This is a genomic window from Siccirubricoccus phaeus (assembly GCF_008360935.1).
GTDB lineage: Bacteria > Pseudomonadota > Alphaproteobacteria > Acetobacterales > Acetobacteraceae > Siccirubricoccus > Siccirubricoccus phaeus.
Window position 1 is genome coordinate 18752 of the sequence record NZ_SRXO01000015.1, and the last position, 17756, is coordinate 36507.

General features: G+C 73.3%; 16 protein-coding genes. 8 read left to right on the forward strand and 8 right to left on the reverse strand.

The genetic code is table 11. The features are described from left to right. Nucleotides 1–368: 368 nt before the first annotated feature. From E5N76_RS19590 to E5N76_RS19610, 5 genes are all read right to left on the reverse strand, one after another. The gene (locus E5N76_RS19590) at nucleotides 369–1796 is read right to left on the reverse strand and encodes an amidase (RefSeq protein WP_149539017.1); all 1428 of its coding nucleotides are present in this window, start codon (nucleotides 1794–1796) and stop codon (nucleotides 369–371) included. 315 nt (nucleotides 1797–2111) lie between these two features. Beyond that, a complete protein-coding gene (locus tag E5N76_RS19595; RefSeq protein ID WP_149539118.1) occupies nucleotides 2112–3074 on the reverse strand; it encodes a choice-of-anchor A family protein in 963 nt (320 codons plus the stop codon). Nucleotides 3075–3194: 120 nt separating this feature from the next. Continuing rightward, the gene (locus E5N76_RS19600; protein WP_207792030.1) at nucleotides 3195–3923 is read right to left on the reverse strand and encodes a 2OG-Fe dioxygenase family protein; all 729 of its coding nucleotides are present in this window, start codon (nucleotides 3921–3923) and stop codon (nucleotides 3195–3197) included. Beyond that, on the reverse strand, nucleotides 3923–4687 hold the full coding sequence (locus E5N76_RS19605) for a (Fe-S)-binding protein (protein ID WP_149539019.1): 765 nt from the start codon (nucleotides 4685–4687) through the stop codon (nucleotides 3923–3925). The genes E5N76_RS19600 and E5N76_RS19605 overlap by 1 nt, the downstream gene beginning before the upstream one ends. Nucleotides 4688–5173: 486 nt before the next feature. Continuing rightward, complete coding sequence (locus E5N76_RS19610; RefSeq protein WP_149539020.1) at nucleotides 5174–5683, reverse strand: DUF417 family protein; 510 nt, start codon at nucleotides 5681–5683, stop codon at nucleotides 5174–5176. Between the two features lie 83 nt (nucleotides 5684–5766). On the opposite strand from E5N76_RS19610, the gene E5N76_RS19615 reads away from it, so the two are divergent. After that, nucleotides 5767–6282 carry a MarR family winged helix-turn-helix transcriptional regulator gene (locus E5N76_RS19615; protein ID WP_187830281.1) on the forward strand — a complete coding sequence of 172 codons (516 nt, stop codon included), beginning with the start codon at nucleotides 5767–5769 and terminating at the stop codon, nucleotides 6280–6282. 236 nt (nucleotides 6283–6518) lie between these two features. On the opposite strand, the gene hmpA is transcribed toward E5N76_RS19615, so the two are convergent. After that, complete coding sequence (hmpA, locus tag E5N76_RS19620; RefSeq protein ID WP_149539022.1) at nucleotides 6519–7733, reverse strand: NO-inducible flavohemoprotein; 1215 nt, start codon at nucleotides 7731–7733, stop codon at nucleotides 6519–6521. A gap of 77 nt (nucleotides 7734–7810) precedes the next feature. On the opposite strand from hmpA, the gene E5N76_RS19625 reads away from it, so the two are divergent. After that, nucleotides 7811–8371 carry an RrF2 family transcriptional regulator gene (locus E5N76_RS19625; protein WP_149539023.1) on the forward strand — a complete coding sequence of 187 codons (561 nt, stop codon included), beginning with the start codon at nucleotides 7811–7813 and terminating at the stop codon, nucleotides 8369–8371. After that, complete coding sequence (locus E5N76_RS19630; RefSeq protein ID WP_149539024.1) at nucleotides 8368–9555, forward strand: HPP family protein; 1188 nt, start codon at nucleotides 8368–8370, stop codon at nucleotides 9553–9555. The genes E5N76_RS19625 and E5N76_RS19630 overlap by 4 nt, the downstream gene beginning before the upstream one ends. A 175-nt stretch (nucleotides 9556–9730) precedes the next feature. Here E5N76_RS19630 and mltA read toward each other — a convergent pair whose 3' ends face one another. Then, nucleotides 9731–10945 (reverse strand): murein transglycosylase A, encoded by a 1215-nt coding sequence (gene mltA / locus E5N76_RS19640; RefSeq protein ID WP_235907784.1) that lies wholly within the window; start codon nucleotides 10943–10945, stop codon nucleotides 9731–9733. A 353-nt stretch (nucleotides 10946–11298) separates the two neighbouring features. Continuing rightward, complete coding sequence (locus E5N76_RS19645; RefSeq protein ID WP_149539025.1) at nucleotides 11299–11985, reverse strand: Tim44/TimA family putative adaptor protein; 687 nt, start codon at nucleotides 11983–11985, stop codon at nucleotides 11299–11301. 245 nt (nucleotides 11986–12230) lie between these two features. On the opposite strand from E5N76_RS19645, the gene E5N76_RS19650 reads away from it, so the two are divergent. The 5 genes from E5N76_RS19650 to wecB all read left to right on the forward strand — a co-directional run bounded on the left by E5N76_RS19650 (nucleotide 12231) and on the right by wecB (nucleotide 17405). Beyond that, a complete protein-coding gene (locus tag E5N76_RS19650) occupies nucleotides 12231–12809 on the forward strand; it encodes a histidine phosphatase family protein (RefSeq protein WP_149539026.1) in 579 nt (192 codons plus the stop codon). Nucleotides 12810–13000: 191 nt separating this feature from the next. Beyond that, a complete protein-coding gene (gene secB, locus E5N76_RS19655; RefSeq protein ID WP_187830282.1) occupies nucleotides 13001–13477 on the forward strand; it encodes a protein-export chaperone SecB in 477 nt (158 codons plus the stop codon). Between the two features lie 261 nt (nucleotides 13478–13738). Then, entirely contained in the window at nucleotides 13739–14935 is a 1197-nt protein-coding gene (locus tag E5N76_RS19660; protein ID WP_149539027.1) for a DegT/DnrJ/EryC1/StrS family aminotransferase, read from the forward strand. A gap of 11 nt (nucleotides 14936–14946) precedes the next feature. Further along, a complete protein-coding gene (locus E5N76_RS19665; protein ID WP_149539028.1) occupies nucleotides 14947–16335 on the forward strand; it encodes a glycosyltransferase family 4 protein in 1389 nt (462 codons plus the stop codon). Then, nucleotides 16332–17405: a non-hydrolyzing UDP-N-acetylglucosamine 2-epimerase gene (gene wecB, locus E5N76_RS19670; RefSeq protein ID WP_187830283.1), complete on the forward strand. Its 1074-nt coding sequence runs from the start codon at nucleotides 16332–16334 to the stop codon at nucleotides 17403–17405. The genes E5N76_RS19665 and wecB overlap by 4 nt, the downstream gene beginning before the upstream one ends. Nucleotides 17406–17756 lie beyond the last annotated feature (351 nt).

Consider the following 17756-nt stretch of genomic DNA (forward strand, 5'->3'; position numbering starts at 1 on the left):
ACGCTGACTGTGCAGCGCGAAACCGCTCTAGCTTATGGATTGTAGAGCAGCTTCACGCCTCCGGGCGATGCCGCCCTCCGGCGATCTGCTCTAGAGCGGGATCGGTTGAGCTGCGCTCACCCGCCCCGCTCCAGCTCATTGTTCGGTCGCGTGCTTCACGGTTTCGGTCGATTCGACCTCAACCGATCACGCTCTAACCCGCGGACTCCCACCGGGGTCCGGGGGGTGGTCCACCCCCCGGCGGGGTGCAGGGGCGGAGCCCCTGGCGGGGGCATGGGGGCGAAGCTCCCATCATTCGCGCATATGAGGCTCTGCCCCCGCCGGACCCCGGTGTGAGTTCGGAACCCGACGGGCTGGACCGGCGGGAGTTAGCCTCGCACCTCGATCGGCGTCGGCATCGGGCAGGCGCCCTCCACCACCTCCGCCGCCTCCAGCGCCAGATCCTCCCGCCATCTCGGCGCGATGATCTGCACCCCCATCGGCAGCCCCGCCGCCGTCAGCCCGGTTGGCACCGCCACGCTCGGCACGCCGAGCAGCGGCGTCGCCAGCAGCGGCTGCTGCGCCCGGTACACCGCGTCGAAGCCCTGCTGCCCCGCCACATCCAGCCCTTGCGGAAAGGGCGGCTCGGCCGAGACCGGGCAGAGCACCAGCGGATAGTCCTGCTGGAACAGCGCCCATTGCCGCTGCCGTGCCGTCCGCCGCGCGGCCAGCCTCATATACCCCGCCATGTCGAGATCCGGCGTGTGCGTCAGCATGAAGCGATAGGTCGCCTGCGCCCCTTCATCGGCCAGCTTCGCGAAGGCCTCGCCCATGAACACCCCGGCCTCGCCATGGGCGAAGGCGTCCCAGTCCCGCGCCGTCTCGGCGAATTCCGGCGGCGCCTTCTCCTCCACCGCATAGCCCGCGGCCTCCAGGATGCGCCCGGCGCGCGCCACCGCCGCCGCCACCTCCCGGTGCACCCCATTCCCCGCGGGATCGGCGCAGAGCGCGACGCGGATCGGCCGCGGCGCCGGCGGGTGCTCCAGCGGCGCCGGCATCCACCACGGGTCGCGCGCATCGCCCGCCGCCATCACCGAGAGCGCCAGGCGCAGATCCCGCACCCGCCGCGCCAGCGGCCCCTGGGTGGACATGAGCTGGCCGGAAAGCGGCCGCTCCGCCGCCATGGTCGGGTTGAAGGCCGGCACCCGGCCGAAGCTCGGGCGGAGGCCGGCCACGCCGCAGGCATAGGCCGGGTAGCGGATGGAGCCGCCGAGGTCGTTGCCATGGGCAATGGCGCCGATCCCCGTCGCCACCGCCGCCGCCGCGCCGCCGGAGGAGCCGCCCGGCGTATGCCCCGCGTTCCAGGGGTTGAGCGTCCTGCCATGCAGGGCGTTCTCGGTGAACCAGCGCATGGAGAGGGCCGGGGTGTTGGTGCGGCCGATGATGACGGCGCCGGCCCGCTTCAGATTGGCCACCACCGCGCTGTCCGCCGGCGCGATGAGGTCCTTCAGCGGGGCGCAGCCATTGGTGGTGGGCAGGCCTTCCTGGTCCACATTGATCTTGGTGGTCACCGGCACGCCATGCAGGGGCGGCAGCGCCTCGCCCCGGGCGCGGCGCGCATCGGCGGCCTCCGCCGCGGCCAGGGCCGCCTCGTGCAGCGGCTGGGCGACGGCGTTGATGGCGGGGTTCGCCGCCTCCAGCCGGTCCAGCGCCGCCTGCACCGCCTCCTTCGCCGAGACCGCGCCGGTGCGGATGGCGCGGGCGAGGTCCACGGCGTCCCAGCGCCAGGTCTCCGGGGGCAGATGCGGGATGGGCATGGGCGGGGGGTCTCCTTCGCCTCCAGCCTAAAGCGGATCGGGCCGGGGCGGGAACGCCCGGGCGTCCCCCCATCGGCGGCCGCACCGCCAAATGCGTCGGGCGCCGAGGCATGGCCACCGCGCCGCCGGCGACCCGGCCGCGGATACCGGGACCGGATATTGGACCTGCGGCCCATGGCAGGGCCGCTCTCGGACCTTGCGCCCGGCAGACGCCGCCTGCCCCCTGCCCTTCCGGGCGCCGGTTATCAGGCCGCGGGTCCGGCGGCCGTCGTCGCAGCAGCGCCCTGGCCGCGCGGCGGGGGCGCCCCGGCGGCCTCAGGCCAGCGCGGCGGCCGGCTGCCGGGCGCGCCGCCGGAGCGTGGCGGCCAGCCCCATCAGGCCGAGGGCGAGGATCAGCGCGCTGCCCGGCTCCGGCACCGCGCCCGGCGGCGGGGCGGAGACCAGCGTCCCGGCGAAGGGGAAGTCATGCAGCTCCCCGCCGCCGCTGAAGCTGTTCGCGTAGAGGAAGCCCTCCAGCGGCGAGCTGTTGGTGACGGCCGCCTTCCCGGCCAGGATCGCGCCATGCCAGAATTTCAGGCTCAGCGAGGTGGCATCCGCGAAATTCCAGATGACGTGCCGGTTCAGCCATTCGCTGCCGTTGAAATTCTGCCCGCCCGGCTGGGTGTAGCTGCCGCCCGTCACGTTGATGATGATGGTGTCGGCCGCGGTCTCGCCCACGAAGCTGATATTGTTCAGCCGCGCCAGGTCGGTGGCGGCGATGGTGAACACCGCGATGCCGTCGGACCCCGGCACCACGGTGAGCTTCATCAGGTTGGGGTCGGTGCCGGTGATGGCGCTGGTCGCCGTCATCCCGGAGAGCTGGGCCTGCAGCGCGTCCAGCGGGGCGGTGAAGTCGCTGATGGTGAAGCCGGGCGACTGGCTGACGAAGTGGCCGCCATTCAGGTTGAAGCGGCTGCCGGCATCGGCGGGAAGGCCGCCGGCGAAATTCACGTTGCCGCCGTTATTGACGTTGATGCGCCCGCTGCCGGTGATGTTGACGACGTTCACCGCGGCGAAGGGCGAAGCGCCGGAGGCCGCATTCGGCTTGATGTAGAGCGTGCTGCCGCCGCCATGGATGGTGCCGGCCACCAGCCTGCCCTCCACGTCGTGATGGCTGGTGAAGGTGCCGGCGACCACGGCGTTGAACTGGGTGAGGATCTCGGTGGCGCTCAGCGGGGCCGCCTGGCCCGGGGCGGCCGCCAGCAGCAGGGCGAGAAGGCAGGCGATGAAACGCGGCATCCGGGCATCCCCAATTCGCAGCGCCTCGCCCGTCTCAATATGCGAGGCAGAGGATGCTTTCTAGATGAGGACCGAGGCCGGGTCGAGAATATTCCGTCCAAATTTCCGTGACAGCGTGTATCAAATGCGCTTCCAGGTCAGGACCAGCACATCCCGGCAGGAGGGCAGGGCCGGGTCGGCCGGCTCCACCGGGGTGACGCCATGCATCACCCGCACATCGTCCACGAAGGCGGTGTCCAGCCGGTCCAGCAGGGTGAAGCGCGCCAGCTCCCGCTGGTCGTCATCGGTGATCAGCGTCTCCCCGCCCGCCAGGTTGGTGCGGGCGATCATGCTGATGAGGACGTAGTCCACCCCGTCATGGTGCACCCCCTCCGGCGTCGGGTAGCCGGGCATATGCGCCGCGGCCTCGATGCGGAATTGGTGCATCTCGACGAACCAGTCATGGCCCGGGCTGCCGGCATCCGCGACGCTGCGGCCGAGGTCGAGCATCGCCTGCAGCGGCGCGCCGGCGGCGACCGCGTCCTCCACCGGGGCGAACCAGCGCTCCACCCCGCCATTCAGGCTGTTGTGCACCACCGCCTGGAAATGCGGCCGGTGCGGGTTCCGCCGGTGGCCGGGCTGGCCCCATGCCGCGGTGAAATTGGCATGGCGGCGGCGGCGGTAGAGGCCGCCATCGGCCATGAAGCGGTCGGTCTCCAGCCGCGCCCAGCTGCCGGCGAAGGCGTCCAGCTCGGGGCCGGAGAGGCCGAGGCGGGCGGCGAGCGGGCCACCGCGCAGCAGCGCATAGCCCTCGGCGGTCACCGCCTGGAACAGGGCATCGGCCTCGGGGATCTGCAACGCAGCGCTCATCATGCCTCTCCGATCGGCGGGGCGGCTTCGGTCCGGCCGGCCAGCACCTCCGCCACATGCCGGACCTTCACCGGCAGGCCTTCCCGCTTCAGGCGGCCGGCCATGTTCAGCAGGCAGCCCAGATCGCCGGCGAGCAGCGTCTCCGCCCCCGTCGCGGCGATGGATTTCGCCTTGTCCGCCACCATGCGCGTCGAGATGTCCGGATACTTGACGCAGAAGGTGCCGCCGAAGCCGCAGCAGATCTCGGCATCCGCCATCTCCTTCAGCGTCACGCCCGGCATGGCGGCGAGGAGGGCGCGCGGCTGCGCCTTGATGCCGAGCTCGCGCAGGCCGGAGCAGCTGTCGTGATAGGTCACGACGCCCTCATAGCGGGCGCGGGGGGTTTTCAGGCCGCGGATATCGGCAAGGAAGCTGACCAGCTCATGCGTCTTCGCGGCCAGCCGCTCCGCCTTGCCGCGATATTCCGGGTCCTCGGCGAAGAGGCCGGGATAGTGGTGGCCGATCTGGCCGCCGCAGGAGCCGGAGGGGACCACGGTGTAGTCATAGGGCAGGAAGGCATCGATGACGGCGCGGGCAAGGTCCTTCGCCGTGGCGCGGTCCCCGGTGTTGTAGGCGGGCTGGCCGCAGCAGGTCTGGGCCGGCGGGACGACGACCTCGCAGCCCGCTTCCTCCAGCAGGGCGATGGCGGAAAACCCGACATTCGGCCGGTAGAGATCGACGAGACAGGTGACGAAGAGGGCGACGCGCGGCCGGGTTTGGGACATGGAACGGAAGATAGGGCGGGGGAGACGGCGGGGAAAGCGGTGGCTGCGCATGGGGTGGGGTGGGCGTAGGCGGAGTTAGGTCCCCGGGCCCGTTTGGCTCTGCCCTCGCTCCTCGCGGGGGAATCCCCTCCCCGGACCCCGGCGGGAGCTTAGCGGAACCGGCGTGTTCCGGCCGATTCCGGAAGGTCCGCTTCCGGTTGCACCGTCTGCCGGAGCGGACGCAGCGGTCGGACACGCGCTGTGCTGGCACGTTTCACACCGCATCTCGGCGCGCGATGACGATGCTCCAGCCTGCCGCCTCTTGCGCCTGCGAAGCGGCTCGGTGAACTCGGTGGGGCCCCTGCCAAGGATCCCCATCCCCACCCCGTCGAGGCCAGGAGGCAGGGTCCGTCGCCAACGCAACCCCATGATGGAAGCGAGGTCCTCGGCGACGCCGGCCGGGAAACGGGCGCGCGGCACGACCCCGACCCTGCCGAAGAAGCTGCCTCAACCGGTCCGCAGCCGCACGAGGCCGCCGCCTAGTACGACGACGCTCACGCCCAGCATGGCAATGTCCTTGATCAGGAAGCTGCCGGTCGCATCGAGGAAGGGGAAGCCGCCCGAGCCCGCCTCCCAGATCGGCAGGGCGAGCATCGTGGAAGCCGTCACGGTGAAGGTCGCGGCGCCGAGCGCACCACCGAGAACGCCGGCGCGCGCAGACCAGGGCGAGGCGACGAGGAGCGCCGCGGTGAACACCTCGACCACGCCGAGCAGGGCCGCGGCCCCGGCTTCGCCGAAGACGGGATAGAGCCAGGAAAGCCACGGCGTGCCGCCGATGAGGGGCTTCAGGACCTCGACCTCGATGGGAGTGAATTTGAGGATGCCGATCAGGAAGAGGGGCAGGACGATACCGGCGAGAGCGATCGCACGCCCGATGGCCGTGATGCGCTCGGCAGGAACGAGGCGATCGATCCGGGCGATCGCCCGGTCCGATGCAATTCCGAGATCATGCAGCATGGTGTCTCCGCTTTTTGTATGCGCGAAGCATATATATGGGCGCCGCCTTGATGTCTATGCTTCGCGCATATATTTTTGCGCCCATGAGTGATGACAGAATCGAGAACACGGTCGGAGCCCTGGCGCTGGCGCTCTCGGATGCGCTGCTGCAGGAGGCCCAGGACCAGGCGCCCGAGCCGGGCCCGGCCGCGGCCGCGATTGCGCTCCTTCGCCACGAGCCGGGCATGACGATCGAGCGACTTCGACGGGCTCTCCGGCTCTCACATCCCGGCGCGGTGCGCCTCATCGACCGTCTCGTCGAGGACGCTCTGGTGGTTCGTCATCCCAGCCCTACCGACCGCCGTGCGGTCGCGCTGCATCTGACCGAGGCCGGGGATCGAAGGTGCGACGCGATCCTCGGCGCACGTCAACGCCGCATGGCGCGCGCGCTGAGCATCCTGGACGAGGACGAGCGTCAAACCCTTGGATTGCTCACCGACAAGCTGCTCGCCGGCCTGATCCGCAATGACGATGATGCGTATTCTGTCTGCCGGCTTTGCGACGCGGATACATGCCGCGATTGCCCGGTCGACAGAACGTTGAGGGCGAAGACGGAGTGAATACCGGATCCTCCGGTCAGCCCGGAACGGGGGCATGCCAAGTCCGTTTTCGGGACCGACCGCGGCCTATGGACGGCGAGCATGGGCGCAAACGGCCTCTGGCGAGGCCGGCCGCCCAGCCTTCCGGTAGTGCCCCTCCCCATGCGAGACCATTCCCGTGATAAGGTCGGCCGCAGGGACACGCTTCGCCGGTGCCGCATGCCGTCCGGCGAAGCGCGCCCCCTGCGCCCGGCGCCTCAGGCCGCCAGCAGCTCGTCCGCCGGGCCGAAGAACTCGTAGTGGATCCGCGCCGCCGGCACGCCCAGCCGGACCAGCCCATTCACGAAGACGCGCAGGAATTCCCGCGGCCCGCACAAATAGAAATCCGCTTCGGCCACCGGCGTATGGGCGCGCAGCCAGTCCAGGCTGATCCGCCCCTCGACATCATAATCCCGCCCCTGCCGGTCCTCGGGGCGCGGGCAGTCATAGAAGGTCGTGACACCGATCCTGCCGCCGGAGGCAGCCGCCAGCGCCCGCGCCTCCCCGCCCAGCGCATGGGTCGCGCCGGACAGCGTGCCATGGACGAACTGCACCGCCACCTCCGGCCGCACCGCCGCCACCGCCGCCAGCATGCTCAGCAGCGGGGTCTGCCCGACGCCGCCGCTGAGCAGCACGACCGGCCGCTCCGGCCGCGTCGGCAGGAAGAACTCGCCGGCCGGGGCGCCCACCTTCAGCCGCGCGCCCGGCTGCACCTCGTCATGCAGCCAGTTGGAGGCGACGCCCCGCGGCTCCCGCTTCACCGTGATCCGGTATTCCGCGTCATCGGGGGCGGAGGAAATGCTGTAATTCCGCTTCAGCGGCGCCTGGCCCGGGATCTCCAGCCAGAAGGTCAGGTACTGGCCGGGCTTGTGCCGCAGCACCGCGCCGCCATCGGCGGGGGCGAGGCGGAAGGAGGCGATGATCTCGCTTTCCTGCCGCTTCTCCGCCACGACGAAGTCGCGCCAGCCAGTCCAGCCGCCGGGCGCGCCGGCCTGTTCCTTGTAAATCTGCTGCTCGCGGCCGATCAGCACATCGGCCAGGAACCAGTAGGCCTCCCCCCAGGCCGCCAGGATCGCCGGCGTCGCCGCCTCCCCCAGCACGTCCCGGATGGCGCCGAGCAGCGCCTCCGCCACATGCGGGTAGTGCTCCGGCAGGATGTTCAGCCCGACATGCTTCTGGGCGATCCGCTCCACCGCGGCGGTCAGCACGCCGAGATTGTCGATGTTCCGCGCATAGGCCAGCACCGCCATGGCCAGCGCCTTGGGCTGGGCGCCGGTCTCGCCATGGTGCGACTGGTTGAACAGGTCCCGGATGTCCGGGTTCTGGAACATCCGCGCATACATGCGGCGGGTGATGGCGAGGCCATGGGCCTCCAGGGCCGGAACCGTCGCCTTCACCATGGAGATGGTCTGATCGCTGAGCTGTCGGGGCATGGCGGCCTTCAAAGGTGCATGAAGCGCACACCTTATGAAGCCCTGGCCAAAAGATGTAAAGGCGCTACACCTTCCCCATGCGGCTCACCCTCCACACCGACTACGCCCTGCGCGCGCTGATCTATCTCGGGCTGCGGCCAGGCCGGCGCGTCTCCATCCGGGAGATCGCCGAGGCGCACCGCATCTCGGAGAACCACCTGGTGAAGGTGGTGCACAATCTCGGCCGGGGCGGCTTCCTGGAGACGACACGCGGCAAGGGGGGCGGGCTGCGGCTGGCCCGCCCGCCGGAGGAGATCAGCGTCGGCGAGGTGGTGCGCTTCACCGAGGAGGACATGGCCCTGGTCGCCTGCTTCCAGGCGCCGGCCGGGGGCAGCGGCTGCGCGCTGGTCAATGTCTGCCGGCTGCAATCCCTGCTGGGGGAGGCGCTGGGCGCCTTCCTCGCCGTGCTGGACCGCCGGACCCTGGCCGACCTGCTGCATACCCCGAACCGGGAAGCCATGGCGGCGCGGCTCGGCCTCGCCCCGCCGGATGCTCCACCGGACGCCCCACCGGACGCTCCCCCGGACGCTCCCCCGGACGCTCCCCTGGGCGCCGCCGCCGGCGTGCCGCCGGATGCGCCGGGCCTTACCGGGGAATGATCCGCGACTGGCTGCGGGGCTTCCTGCCGGCCCCGATGACCGCCAGCACGGCGGAGCGGCTGCGCGGCTGCGCCGGCGCCCTGCTCGGCCTGCTGCTCACCGGGCTGGCCTGCACCCGCCTCGCCGGCCTCGGCGCCGGCCTGCCGCTGCTGATCGCGCCGCTCGGGGCCTCGGCCGTCCTGCTCTTCGCCGTGCCGGCCAGCCCGCTGGCGCAGCCCTGGCCGATCCTCGGCGGCAACACCGTCTCCGCCCTGGTCGGCATCACCTGCGCGCAATGGGTCCCGGACCCGCTGCTGGCGGCGCCCCTGGCCGCTGCCCTGGCGATCGGGGCGATGTTCGCCCTGCGCTGCCTGCACCCGCCCGGCGGCGCCATCGCCCTCACCGCCGTGCTCGGCGGGCCGGCGGTGACCGGGGCCGGGTATCAATTCGCGCTCTCGCCGGTGGCGCTGAACTCGGCGATGCTCCTGCTCGCCGCGATCGGCTTCCACATGGCGACGCGCCGCCCCTACCCGCATCCCCGGCCGGCGCCCCGGGCCAATCCGCATCACACCGCCGACCGGACCCCGACGCAGCGGCTCGGCGTCAGCGCGGAGGATGTCGACGCCATCCTGCGGCAATACGACCAGGTCCTGGACGTCAGCCGCGACGATCTGGACAGCCTGCTGCAGCAGGCCGAGATGCATGCCTATCGGCGCCGCTTCGGGGAGATCACCTGCGCCGAGATCATGTCGCGCGACGTGGTCGCCGTGCAATTCGGCACGCCGCTGGCGGAGGCCTGGCGGCTGCTGCGCCGGCACGACATCCGGGCCCTGCCGGTGATCGACCCGGCGCGGCGGGTGATCGGCCTGGTCTCGGATGTGGACTTCATGAGGAGCCCGGAGCTGGACAGCTTCGACGGGCTGGGGGCGCGGTTCCAGCGCCTGATCCGCCGGGTGACGACGATGCATGCCGACCGGCCGGAGGTGGTCGGCCAGATCATGCCGCGCGGCATCCGCACGGTCGCGGAGGGCACGCATGTCGCCGAGCTGGTGCCGCTGATGGCCGATGCGGGGGTCCGGCACGTGCCGGTCATCGACCAGGAGCGGCGGCTTGCCGGCATCATCGCGCAATCCGACCTGATCGCCGCGCTGTACCGCGGCAGCCTGGAGCGCGACGCGGCCAGGAGCGGCAGCAAGGCGGCGTGACTCCGGCGCGCGCCGGGCGGGCCGGGCGGCGGGAACCGCCATCCGCCATCGAGGGGGGCAGGTGGCGAGGCCCCTGCCCAGGGGGCTCGCCCGGCAACCCTCACACAGGCAACTCTCACACAGGCAACTCTCACCCGGGCAACTCTCACCCGGGCAACTCTCACCCGGGCAGCCCTCAGCGCGGTCCGGAACGGCGGTGGCCGGCGCTCCCGGCGGCCGCCGGCGGGGAGGCGGCCGCCCCCGCCGCGCGCGTCGCCGCCTGCAGCGCCGCCTTCGCCCGCGGCACCAGCACGAAGACCTCCGCCTCCTCCTTCATCAGCCCGGCCCGTTCCATCGCCGGCTTCCCCCAGCCCCAGAACAGATCGCCGCGCGCCGGCCCGCGGATCGCGCCGCCGGTATCCTGCGCATGCACCAGGCGACGGATCGGCCGGCCGTCCACCGGGTCCTTCGTCACCACGTAAACCAGCGCGCCGAAGGGGATGAAGGCCGGGTCCACCGCCAGGGACCGGCCCGGCGTCAGCGGCACGCCCAGCGCCCCCAGCGGCCCTTCCTCCGGCCGCAGCCCCTCCACCCGGCGGAAGAAGACATAGGCCGGGTTCTGCCGCAGCAGCGCCCCCGCCGCCCCGGGCGAGGCCGATGCCAGCCAGGCGCGGATCGCCTGCATGGACATCTGCTCCTTCGGCACCTCCCCGCGCTCGATCAGGAAGCGGCCGACCGACCGGTAGGGGTGGCCGTTCTGCCCGGCATAGCCCAGCCGCAGCACCTGCCCGTCATGCAGCTTCACCCGGCCGGAGCCCTGGATCTGCAGGAAGAAGGCATCCACCGGATCGTCCACGAAGACGATCTCCAGCCTTTCCCCGGCAAGCGCCCCCTCCTCGATCGCGCCGCGATCCGGCAGCGCGGGCCGCGGCGCCGGCAGGCCCAGCAGCGGCACCTGGTATTCCCCGGTCGGGTATTCGGCGCCGCGCAATTCGGGCTCGTAATAGCCGGTCAGCAGGCCGCGCCCCATGGCGAAGGGCTGGTAGTGCCGCTCGATCAGCCGGCGCAGCGCCGCTGCCCGCGCCGCGCGCTGCGCCGCGGCGGCGGTCAGGCGGCGGCGCCGCGGCCCGGCGGAGGCGGGCGGCGGCGTGGCGGCGAAGGCACCGGCCTCGCGGCAGGCCTCGGCGGAGAGGGCGGCGGCCCCGCCCAATTCGCCCAGCCTGCCGGCGCCGCCCAGCGGCCGCTCCGCGGCCCAGCCCGCCAGCGCCCGGCAGGTGGCCAGCCAGGGCGGCAGGGCGGCCAGCGGGGACTCGCCCGGCCAGCCCGGCAGGGCGGCGAAGCCCACCGCCCGCGGTCCTTCCTGCGCCCGCCCGGCGGCGGCCAGCGCCAGCAGCAGCGCCAGGGCCGCCACGCCCCGCGCCGCCAGGAGGCCCCGGCCCGGCCAGCGCCGCCCGCGCGCCGGGCGCGGCCTTGCCCCGCCGGGCGATGCGCGGTGCGGCGAGGCCAGCGCCCGTCCAGGGCCGCCAGAGGCCTGCGCGGCGGCTTCACCGGGCGCCGGCCCGGCCGCTCCAGGCAAGCACCGCCCGCCGGCATAGGGAGCAGGGACATGGGGAGCAGGGACATGGGGAGCAGGCCCGGCGCCCGCGCGCAAACGCGCCGCTGCGTCGCCGGCAGCCGACCCATCCCCTCCGGGCAGGCGCCCAACGCCGTCCCAGGCCGCCAAGCCGGCCCTCCCACGACGCCGCGCAGCGACCTCCCGGGACGCTACAGGCTGCGCGTCGCGACCAGCTTCCAGGTCGGGTCGGCGGAGGTCAGGTCGCGCTGGAAGGTCCACAGATCGGTCAGCTCGGTAATGGCATCGCTGCCCGCCACCACCTCGCCCCCGCGCCCGACCGTCATGTTGATCTGGTCGGTCACGAAGCGGACGGTGACATCGGCGACGCTACCACGCAGGTCCGCCTCCTCGATGGCCAGTTCGTGCACCGCGCGCAGCTCGGTCCGCTGCTGCTCGCCCGCCTGCTCCCGCGTGGTGATCGCCTGCTCGAAGCCGCCATAGGTCTCGTCGGAAAGCAGGGCGCGCAGCGTCTGCCGGTCGCCGGTGGCGAAGGCCTGGATGACCATGCGGAAGGCGCTCTCGGCCCCGTCCAGGAAGCGCTCCGGCTGGAAGTTGCGGTCGGCGGCGGCGATGCGCGCCAGGGCCTGGCCCGGCGGGGTACGCGGGTCCGGCACCACGCGCTTCGCCGCCTCGCCTTGCGGCGCGGCCGGGCGCACCTCCTGCGCCTCGCCTTCCAGCACGCGGCCGCCGCGCGGGTCGTAATTCCCGTTCCGCGCCTCGGGTGCCGGCGGCCGCTCGAACCCCGTACGGCGGCCGAGCACGCTGCGCAGCCGCAGCACCAGAAAGGCCGCGATCATGGCGAAGAGAATCAGTTCGATCGGGAAGCCGCCGCCCATGATGGACTCCTTTTCACCTATCTAGGGGCCGCGCAGGGCCGCCGCAACCGCCGCGCCGCAGCATGCCCCGGGGAGGGGGGCGAGAGGCGCGGCCGCCCCCCCTCGGGCTGCATCGTCCGGGCCTGAACGCGCGGACCGCCCCATACGCGCCGTGCCCCCGCCCGGCCGCCCCCGTTGCCCGGGCTTGCGGCCGCCGCCCCGCGCCTGTATCGCGGCCAGGAACCCAGAGAGGGGGCCGGGCGGCGATGATCCTGCTGCGTCACGGGCAGAGCGAGTTCAACCTGCACTTCACCGCGACCAGGCGCGACCCCGGCATCCCCGACCCGAAGCTCACCCCGCTCGGCATGGCCCAGGCGGAGGAAGCGGCGGAGGCGCTGGCGAATGAGGGCATAAGGCGCATCATCGCCTCCCCCTACACCCGCGCCATCCAGACCGCGACGCCCATCGCGCGGCGCCTCGGCATTCCCATCCATGTCACGCCGACGGTGCGGGAACGCTACGCCTTCTCCTGCGACATCGGCTCCCCCCGCACCCAGCTCGCCCTCGCCTTCCCGGAACTCGACCTGGCGCAGCTGGACGAGGTGTGGTGGCCGATGGTGGAGGAGCCGGACGAGCAGATCGAGGCCCGCGCCCGGCTGTTCCGGGCGGAGATGGCGGCGCTGGCGGATTGGCAGGACACGCTCGTGGTCTCGCATTGGGGCTTCATCCTGGCGATGACCGGCGAACGGGTGGTGAATGGCCAGATCCTCCGCTGCGACCCCACCGCCCCGGCGCCGGAGAAGATCATCTGGCGCCTGTCCCATCACACCGCCCTGAAGCCCTGACCGCCTCTCCCCCGCCTTGCGGGCGAGGGCCGGGGCCGGGGGTGCCGCCTGGCGGGTTGCTGCCTGCCGCCCCGCAAGGCCCCCGCTTCATCCCCTGATTCGCCGCTTTCCACCCGCGGGGATGCACGCCCACCCGCCGCGGGGCTATCACCCCTCACCTCCCTTCCCCGGCCCGGCAAGAAAGGCCCGCCATGTCAGACCTGCCCCCGATGAACGGCCAGCCCGCCCCCCAGGGCCCGCTGGTGCTCAACCTGCAATATACCAAGGACCTCTCCTTCGAGGTCCCGGGCGCGCCGCAGATCTTCTCCACCCTCCGGGAGCAGCCGCGGGTCGATCTGCAGCTCGACGTCCAGGCCCGGCCGATCCAGGAGGGCGGCAATGTCTACGAGGTCTCCCTGCAGATCCGCGCCGACGCCCAGGCGGAGAACCAGACCTGCTTCATCGCGGAGCTGACCTATTGCGGCATCTTCACCGTCACCGTGGACCAGCAGGTGCTGGAGCCGGTGCTGTTGGTGGAATGCCCCCGGCTGCTCTTCCCCTTCGCCCGCAACATCCTGGCGGACATCACCCGCGACGGCGGCTTCCCGCCGGTGATGCTGGCGCCGATCGACTTCGTCGCCCTTTGGCAGTCCCGGCGGGCGGAAGGCGGGGCGGTCGGCACGGCCTGAGCGGCGATTCGGGCCAGGGCGCGGCGGCCCGACAAGATCGGGGGCGCTGCCCCTCCGCCGGGGGGAAGGCTTCTCCCCGGACCTCGCCCCGAATCTGCACAGGAAAACGACGCCTGAGTAACGTTTTTACGCGCAATTAACGCTTCTCAGTTGAATCCAGCCGGGAGAACTCGCCGGAAGCTTGCATCACGATTCGCATTCAATATAGTTGCGCCACGGACCAAGCGGCGGTGAGCCAGGATGTCACCCGTTTCGGCTGCGATGACGCCTCTGCTCGCCTTTCCCCGCCCGGCGCGGGCCGAATCACCGCCCGCCGCCAGCCTCCATGGCACGGAGCGGATCCTCCTTTCGCCCCCGCATCTGACGGGCGGGGAACTCGCCGCCCTCGGCGCGACGCTGGACAGCGGCTGGGTCGCCCCCGCCGGCCCGGTGCCGGAAGCCTTCGCCGAGGCCATCGGCACCGTCACCGGCTTCCCCTTCGTCGCGCCCCTCGCCTCCGGCACGGCGGCGCTGCATCTCGGCTACCGGGTGCTGGGACTGGAACGGGGGGAGGAGGTCTGGACCGCCTCCCTCACCTACATCGCCACCATCGCCCCGGCGGTGCAGATGGGCGCCACCCCGCGCTTCCTCGACGTCACCCCCGGAAGCTGGACGCTGGACCCCGACCTGCTGGAGCGGGAGCTGGCCCGCGCCGCCCGCCGCCGCGCCCTGCCCCGCGCGGTGGTGCCGGTGGATCTGTTCGGCCAGAGCTGCGAGCTGGACACCATCACCGCGCTTTGCGACCGCTGGGGCGTGCCGGTGCTGTGCGACAGCGCGGAATCCCTCGGCGCCGTCCAGCATGGGAAGCATGCCGGGCGCGGCGCCCGGCTCGCCGCCTTCAGCTTCAACGGCAACAAGATCGTCACCGCCGGCGGCGGCGGCGCCCTGGCCAGCGAGGACAAGGCGCTGATCGACGCCGCTCGCCACCTCGCCGCCCAGGCGAAGGAGCCGGCGCCGCACTACCAGCATGCAACGACGGGCTTCTCCTACGGCCTGTCCTCCATCCTGGCGGCGGTCGGCCTGGCCCAGCTCGCCGCCCTGCCCGCCCGGGTCGCGGCAAGGCGGGCGATCTTCGAGCGCTACCAGGCCGGCCTCGCCGGGCTGCCCGGCCTCGGCTTCATGCCGGAACCCGGCTGGGGCCGCAGCACCCGCTGGCTCACCGCCATCACGCTCGACCCCAAATCCGGCGCCCCGGGCCGCGAGGCCGCCCGCCGCGCCCTGGCCGCCGCCGGGATCGAGGCGCGGCCGGTGTGGAAGCCGCTGCATCGGCAGCCGGTGTTCCGCGGCGCGCCGCGGGTGGGCGGCGCGGTCGCGGCGCGGCTCTTCGCCACCGGGCTCTGCCTGCCCTCCGGCAGCGGGCTGACGCCGGCGCAGCAGCACCGGGTGATCGGCGTGCTGCGCGGCCTCTGGCGCGGCTGAGCGGGCCGGAAATGCGGCTGCTCTACCTGCACCAGCATTTCTCCACCGCCGAGGGCGCCACCGGCACGCGGAGCCTCGCCATGGCGGCGGCGCTGGCGGCGCGGGGGCACCAGGTGACGATCGCCTGCGGGCAATATGCCGGCGCCGCCACCGGCCTTGCCGGCCCCTTCGAGGGCGGGCGGCGGGAGGGGCGGGTGGGACGGGTGCGGGTGGTGGAATTCGCCATCCCCTGCGGCAATGCCCAGGGCTTCGCGGCGCGCACCGCGGCCTTCCTGCGCTTTGCCGCCGCCGCCACCGGGCTGGCGCTGCGGGAGGACTGGGACCTGGTCATCGCCTCCTCCACCCCGCTGACCGTGGCGCTGCCGGCGCTGGCCGCCCAGGCGCAGCGCGGCACCCCCTTCGTCTTCGAGATCCGCGACCCCTGGCCGGAGCTGCCGCGCGCCATGGGGGTGGGCGGCGGCCCCGCCGCCTGGTGGGCCATGGACAGGCTGGCCGATGCCGCCTGCCGCCGCGCCGCCGCCGTGGTGGCGCTGAGCGAAGGCATGGCGGAGACGGCGATCGCCCATGGCGCCGCGCCCGGCCGGGTGAGCGTGCTGCCGAATGGCTGCGACACCGCGCTGTTCGGCCCCGCCGCCACGCCCTGGCGGCCGGATCGGGTGGGGGAGGCGGAGGTGCTGGCCGTCTATGCCGGGACGCATGGCGCGGCGAACGGGCTGGACCAATTGCTGGCCGCCGCCCGGCTGCTGGAGGCCCGGGGGACGGGGCAAGGCGCCGGGCCGGGGCTGCTGCTGGTGGGCGAGGGTGCCGAAAAACCCCGGCTGCGCGCCCGGGCGGCGACGCTCGGGCTGCGGCGGGTGGATTTCCTCGACCCGATGCCGAAGACGCGGCTGGCCGGGCTGCTGGCCGGGGCGCAGATCGGCGTGCAGTGCCTGGCGCCGGTGCCGGCCTTCGCCGAATGGACCTCGCCGAACAAGCTGATGGACTACCTGGCGGCGGGGCTGCCGGTGGTAGCCAATCTCGGCGGCCGGGCGGCGCGGCTGCTGGAGGCGGATCCGCTCGGCGCCTGCGGCGTGGCGGTGCCGCCGGGGGATGTCCCGGCGCTGGCCGCGGCGCTGGCAGGGCTGGCGGCGGACCCGGCACGGCGGGCGGCGCTGGGGGCCGCGGCGCGGGCGCAGGCTGAGGCGCGGTGGGACCGGCGGGTGCTGGCGGAGCTGTTCTGCCAGGTGGTGTCGGGGGCGCTGCCCCCGAGCCCCCGCCGGGGCCAGGACCTGGCCCCGGACCCCGGTCCGAGTTTGCGGTTCAACCTGCAGACTCCCACCGGGGTCCGGGGGGTGGTCCACCCCCCGGCGGGGTCCAGGGGCGGAGCCCCTGGTAGGGGTTTGGGGGCGAAGCCCCCATGAGCGAACTGCATCTCGTCGCCGCCGCCCGCCCCAACCTGCCGAAGCTGGCCGCACTTTGGCATGCCCTGGCCGGCGCCGGCCTGCCCCTGCGCCCGGTGCTGCTGCACACCGGCCAGCACCATGACGAGGCCATGTTCGGCGCCCATCTCGCCGCTCTCGGCCTGCCGCCGCCGGAGATCGCCCTCGGCGTGGGCGGCGGCAGCCATGCGGCGCTGACCGGCCGCACCATGATCGCCGCCGAGGCTGCGTGGCGCCCCCGCCGCCCCGCCCTGGTGGTGGTGCCCGGCGATGTGGATGGCGCCCTCGCCGCCACCCTGGCCGCCCGCAAGCTCGGCCTGCCGGTCGCGCATCTGGAAGCCGGGCTGCGCAATGGCGAGCGGGACATGCCGGAGGAGATCAACCGCCGCGCCATCGACGCCATCGCCACCCTGCACTGGGCGCCGGACGCGGCGAGCGCCGCCCGCCTGCTGGCCGAGGGCCACGCCCCTGCGGGCGTGCGCGCCGTGGGCAACAGCATGGTGGACACGCTGCTGCGCAACCTGACCCGGGCGCGCGACCTGCCTCTGCCGGCCGGGCTGGTGCCGCTTGGCTATGGCGTCGTCACCCTGCACCGCGCCGGCAATGTGGACGACCCCGCCGCCTTCGCCCCGCTGCTGGATGCGCTGGCGGAGGCGGCCGCGCTGCTGCCCCTGGCCTGGCCGCTGCATCCCCGCAGCCGGGCGCGGCTGACGGCGCATGGGCTGGCGGTGCCGCCCGGCATCACCCTGCTGCCGCCCCTGCCCTATCTGGAATTCCTCTCCCTGCTCGCCGGCGCCCTGCTGGTGGCGACGGACAGCGGCGGGGTGCAGGAGGAAGCGACGGCGCTGGACCTGCCCTGCCTGACGCTGCGCCCCAGCACCGAACGGCCGGTGACGCTGGAGCTCGGCAGCAGCCGGCTGGTGCCGCGGGCGGGCCTGCCGGCAGCGGTGCGGCAGGTGCTGGCGGGGGAATGGCCCAGGGCGCGGCCCATCCCGCTATGGGACGGCCAGGCGGGCGCCCGGATGGTCGCGCATCTGCGGGAGTGGCTGTGATGCTGGATGATCCTCGCCCGGCCGCGCCGGGGGCTGGCCCGGCCCCGCCATGGCTGGGTCGGCCATCGACCTCGCCGGCGGGACCGGAGATACCGCGCGGGACCAGGCGCTTCCGCGCCCTGCTGGAGCGGCACCTCCCCCGCCCGCCGCTTCCGGCGCAGCGCAGAGGCCCGGGCGCCGCGGGCCTTGGTGCGCCGGGCCCGGGCCTCGCCGAAGGCGGCACTCTCTCCCCGGATGTCCTGCTGCTTTCCGCCGCCCACCCCCCGGACGACATCCGCGTCGTCCGCAAGGAAGGCGCCGCCCTGGCCGAGGCCGGCTGGCGCATCCGCCACCTCGCCCCCGGCGCCGCGG

What these genes read in the sequence shown, in the direction of transcription:
- E5N76_RS19590 (WP_149539017.1), bottom strand. Translation starts at nt 1,796, where the DNA reads ATGCCCATCCCGCATCTGCCCCCGGAGACCTGGCGCTGGGACGCCGTG.
- E5N76_RS19595 (WP_149539118.1), bottom strand. Translation starts at nt 3,074, where the DNA reads ATGCCGCGTTTCATCGCCTGCCTTCTCGCCCTGCTGCTGGCGGCCGCC.
- E5N76_RS19600 (WP_207792030.1), bottom strand. Translation starts at nt 3,923, where the DNA reads ATGAGCGCTGCGTTGCAGATCCCCGAGGCCGATGCCCTGTTCCAGGCG.
- E5N76_RS19605 (WP_149539019.1), bottom strand. Translation starts at nt 4,687, where the DNA reads ATGTCCCAAACCCGGCCGCGCGTCGCCCTCTTCGTCACCTGTCTCGTC.
- E5N76_RS19610 (WP_149539020.1), bottom strand. Translation starts at nt 5,683, where the DNA reads ATGCTGCATGATCTCGGAATTGCATCGGACCGGGCGATCGCCCGGATC.
- E5N76_RS19615 (WP_187830281.1), top strand. Translation starts at nt 5,767, where the DNA reads ATGAGTGATGACAGAATCGAGAACACGGTCGGAGCCCTGGCGCTGGCG.
- hmpA (WP_149539022.1), bottom strand. Translation starts at nt 7,733, where the DNA reads ATGCCCCGACAGCTCAGCGATCAGACCATCTCCATGGTGAAGGCGACG.
- E5N76_RS19625 (WP_149539023.1), top strand. Translation starts at nt 7,811, where the DNA reads ATGCGGCTCACCCTCCACACCGACTACGCCCTGCGCGCGCTGATCTAT.
- E5N76_RS19630 (WP_149539024.1), top strand. Translation starts at nt 8,368, where the DNA reads ATGATCCGCGACTGGCTGCGGGGCTTCCTGCCGGCCCCGATGACCGCC.
- E5N76_RS19645 (WP_149539025.1), bottom strand. Translation starts at nt 11,985, where the DNA reads ATGGGCGGCGGCTTCCCGATCGAACTGATTCTCTTCGCCATGATCGCG.
- E5N76_RS19650 (WP_149539026.1), top strand. Translation starts at nt 12,231, where the DNA reads ATGATCCTGCTGCGTCACGGGCAGAGCGAGTTCAACCTGCACTTCACC.
- secB (WP_187830282.1), top strand. Translation starts at nt 13,001, where the DNA reads ATGTCAGACCTGCCCCCGATGAACGGCCAGCCCGCCCCCCAGGGCCCG.
- E5N76_RS19660 (WP_149539027.1), top strand. Translation starts at nt 13,739, where the DNA reads ATGACGCCTCTGCTCGCCTTTCCCCGCCCGGCGCGGGCCGAATCACCG.
- E5N76_RS19665 (WP_149539028.1), top strand. Translation starts at nt 14,947, where the DNA reads ATGCGGCTGCTCTACCTGCACCAGCATTTCTCCACCGCCGAGGGCGCC.
- wecB (WP_187830283.1), top strand. Translation starts at nt 16,332, where the DNA reads ATGAGCGAACTGCATCTCGTCGCCGCCGCCCGCCCCAACCTGCCGAAG.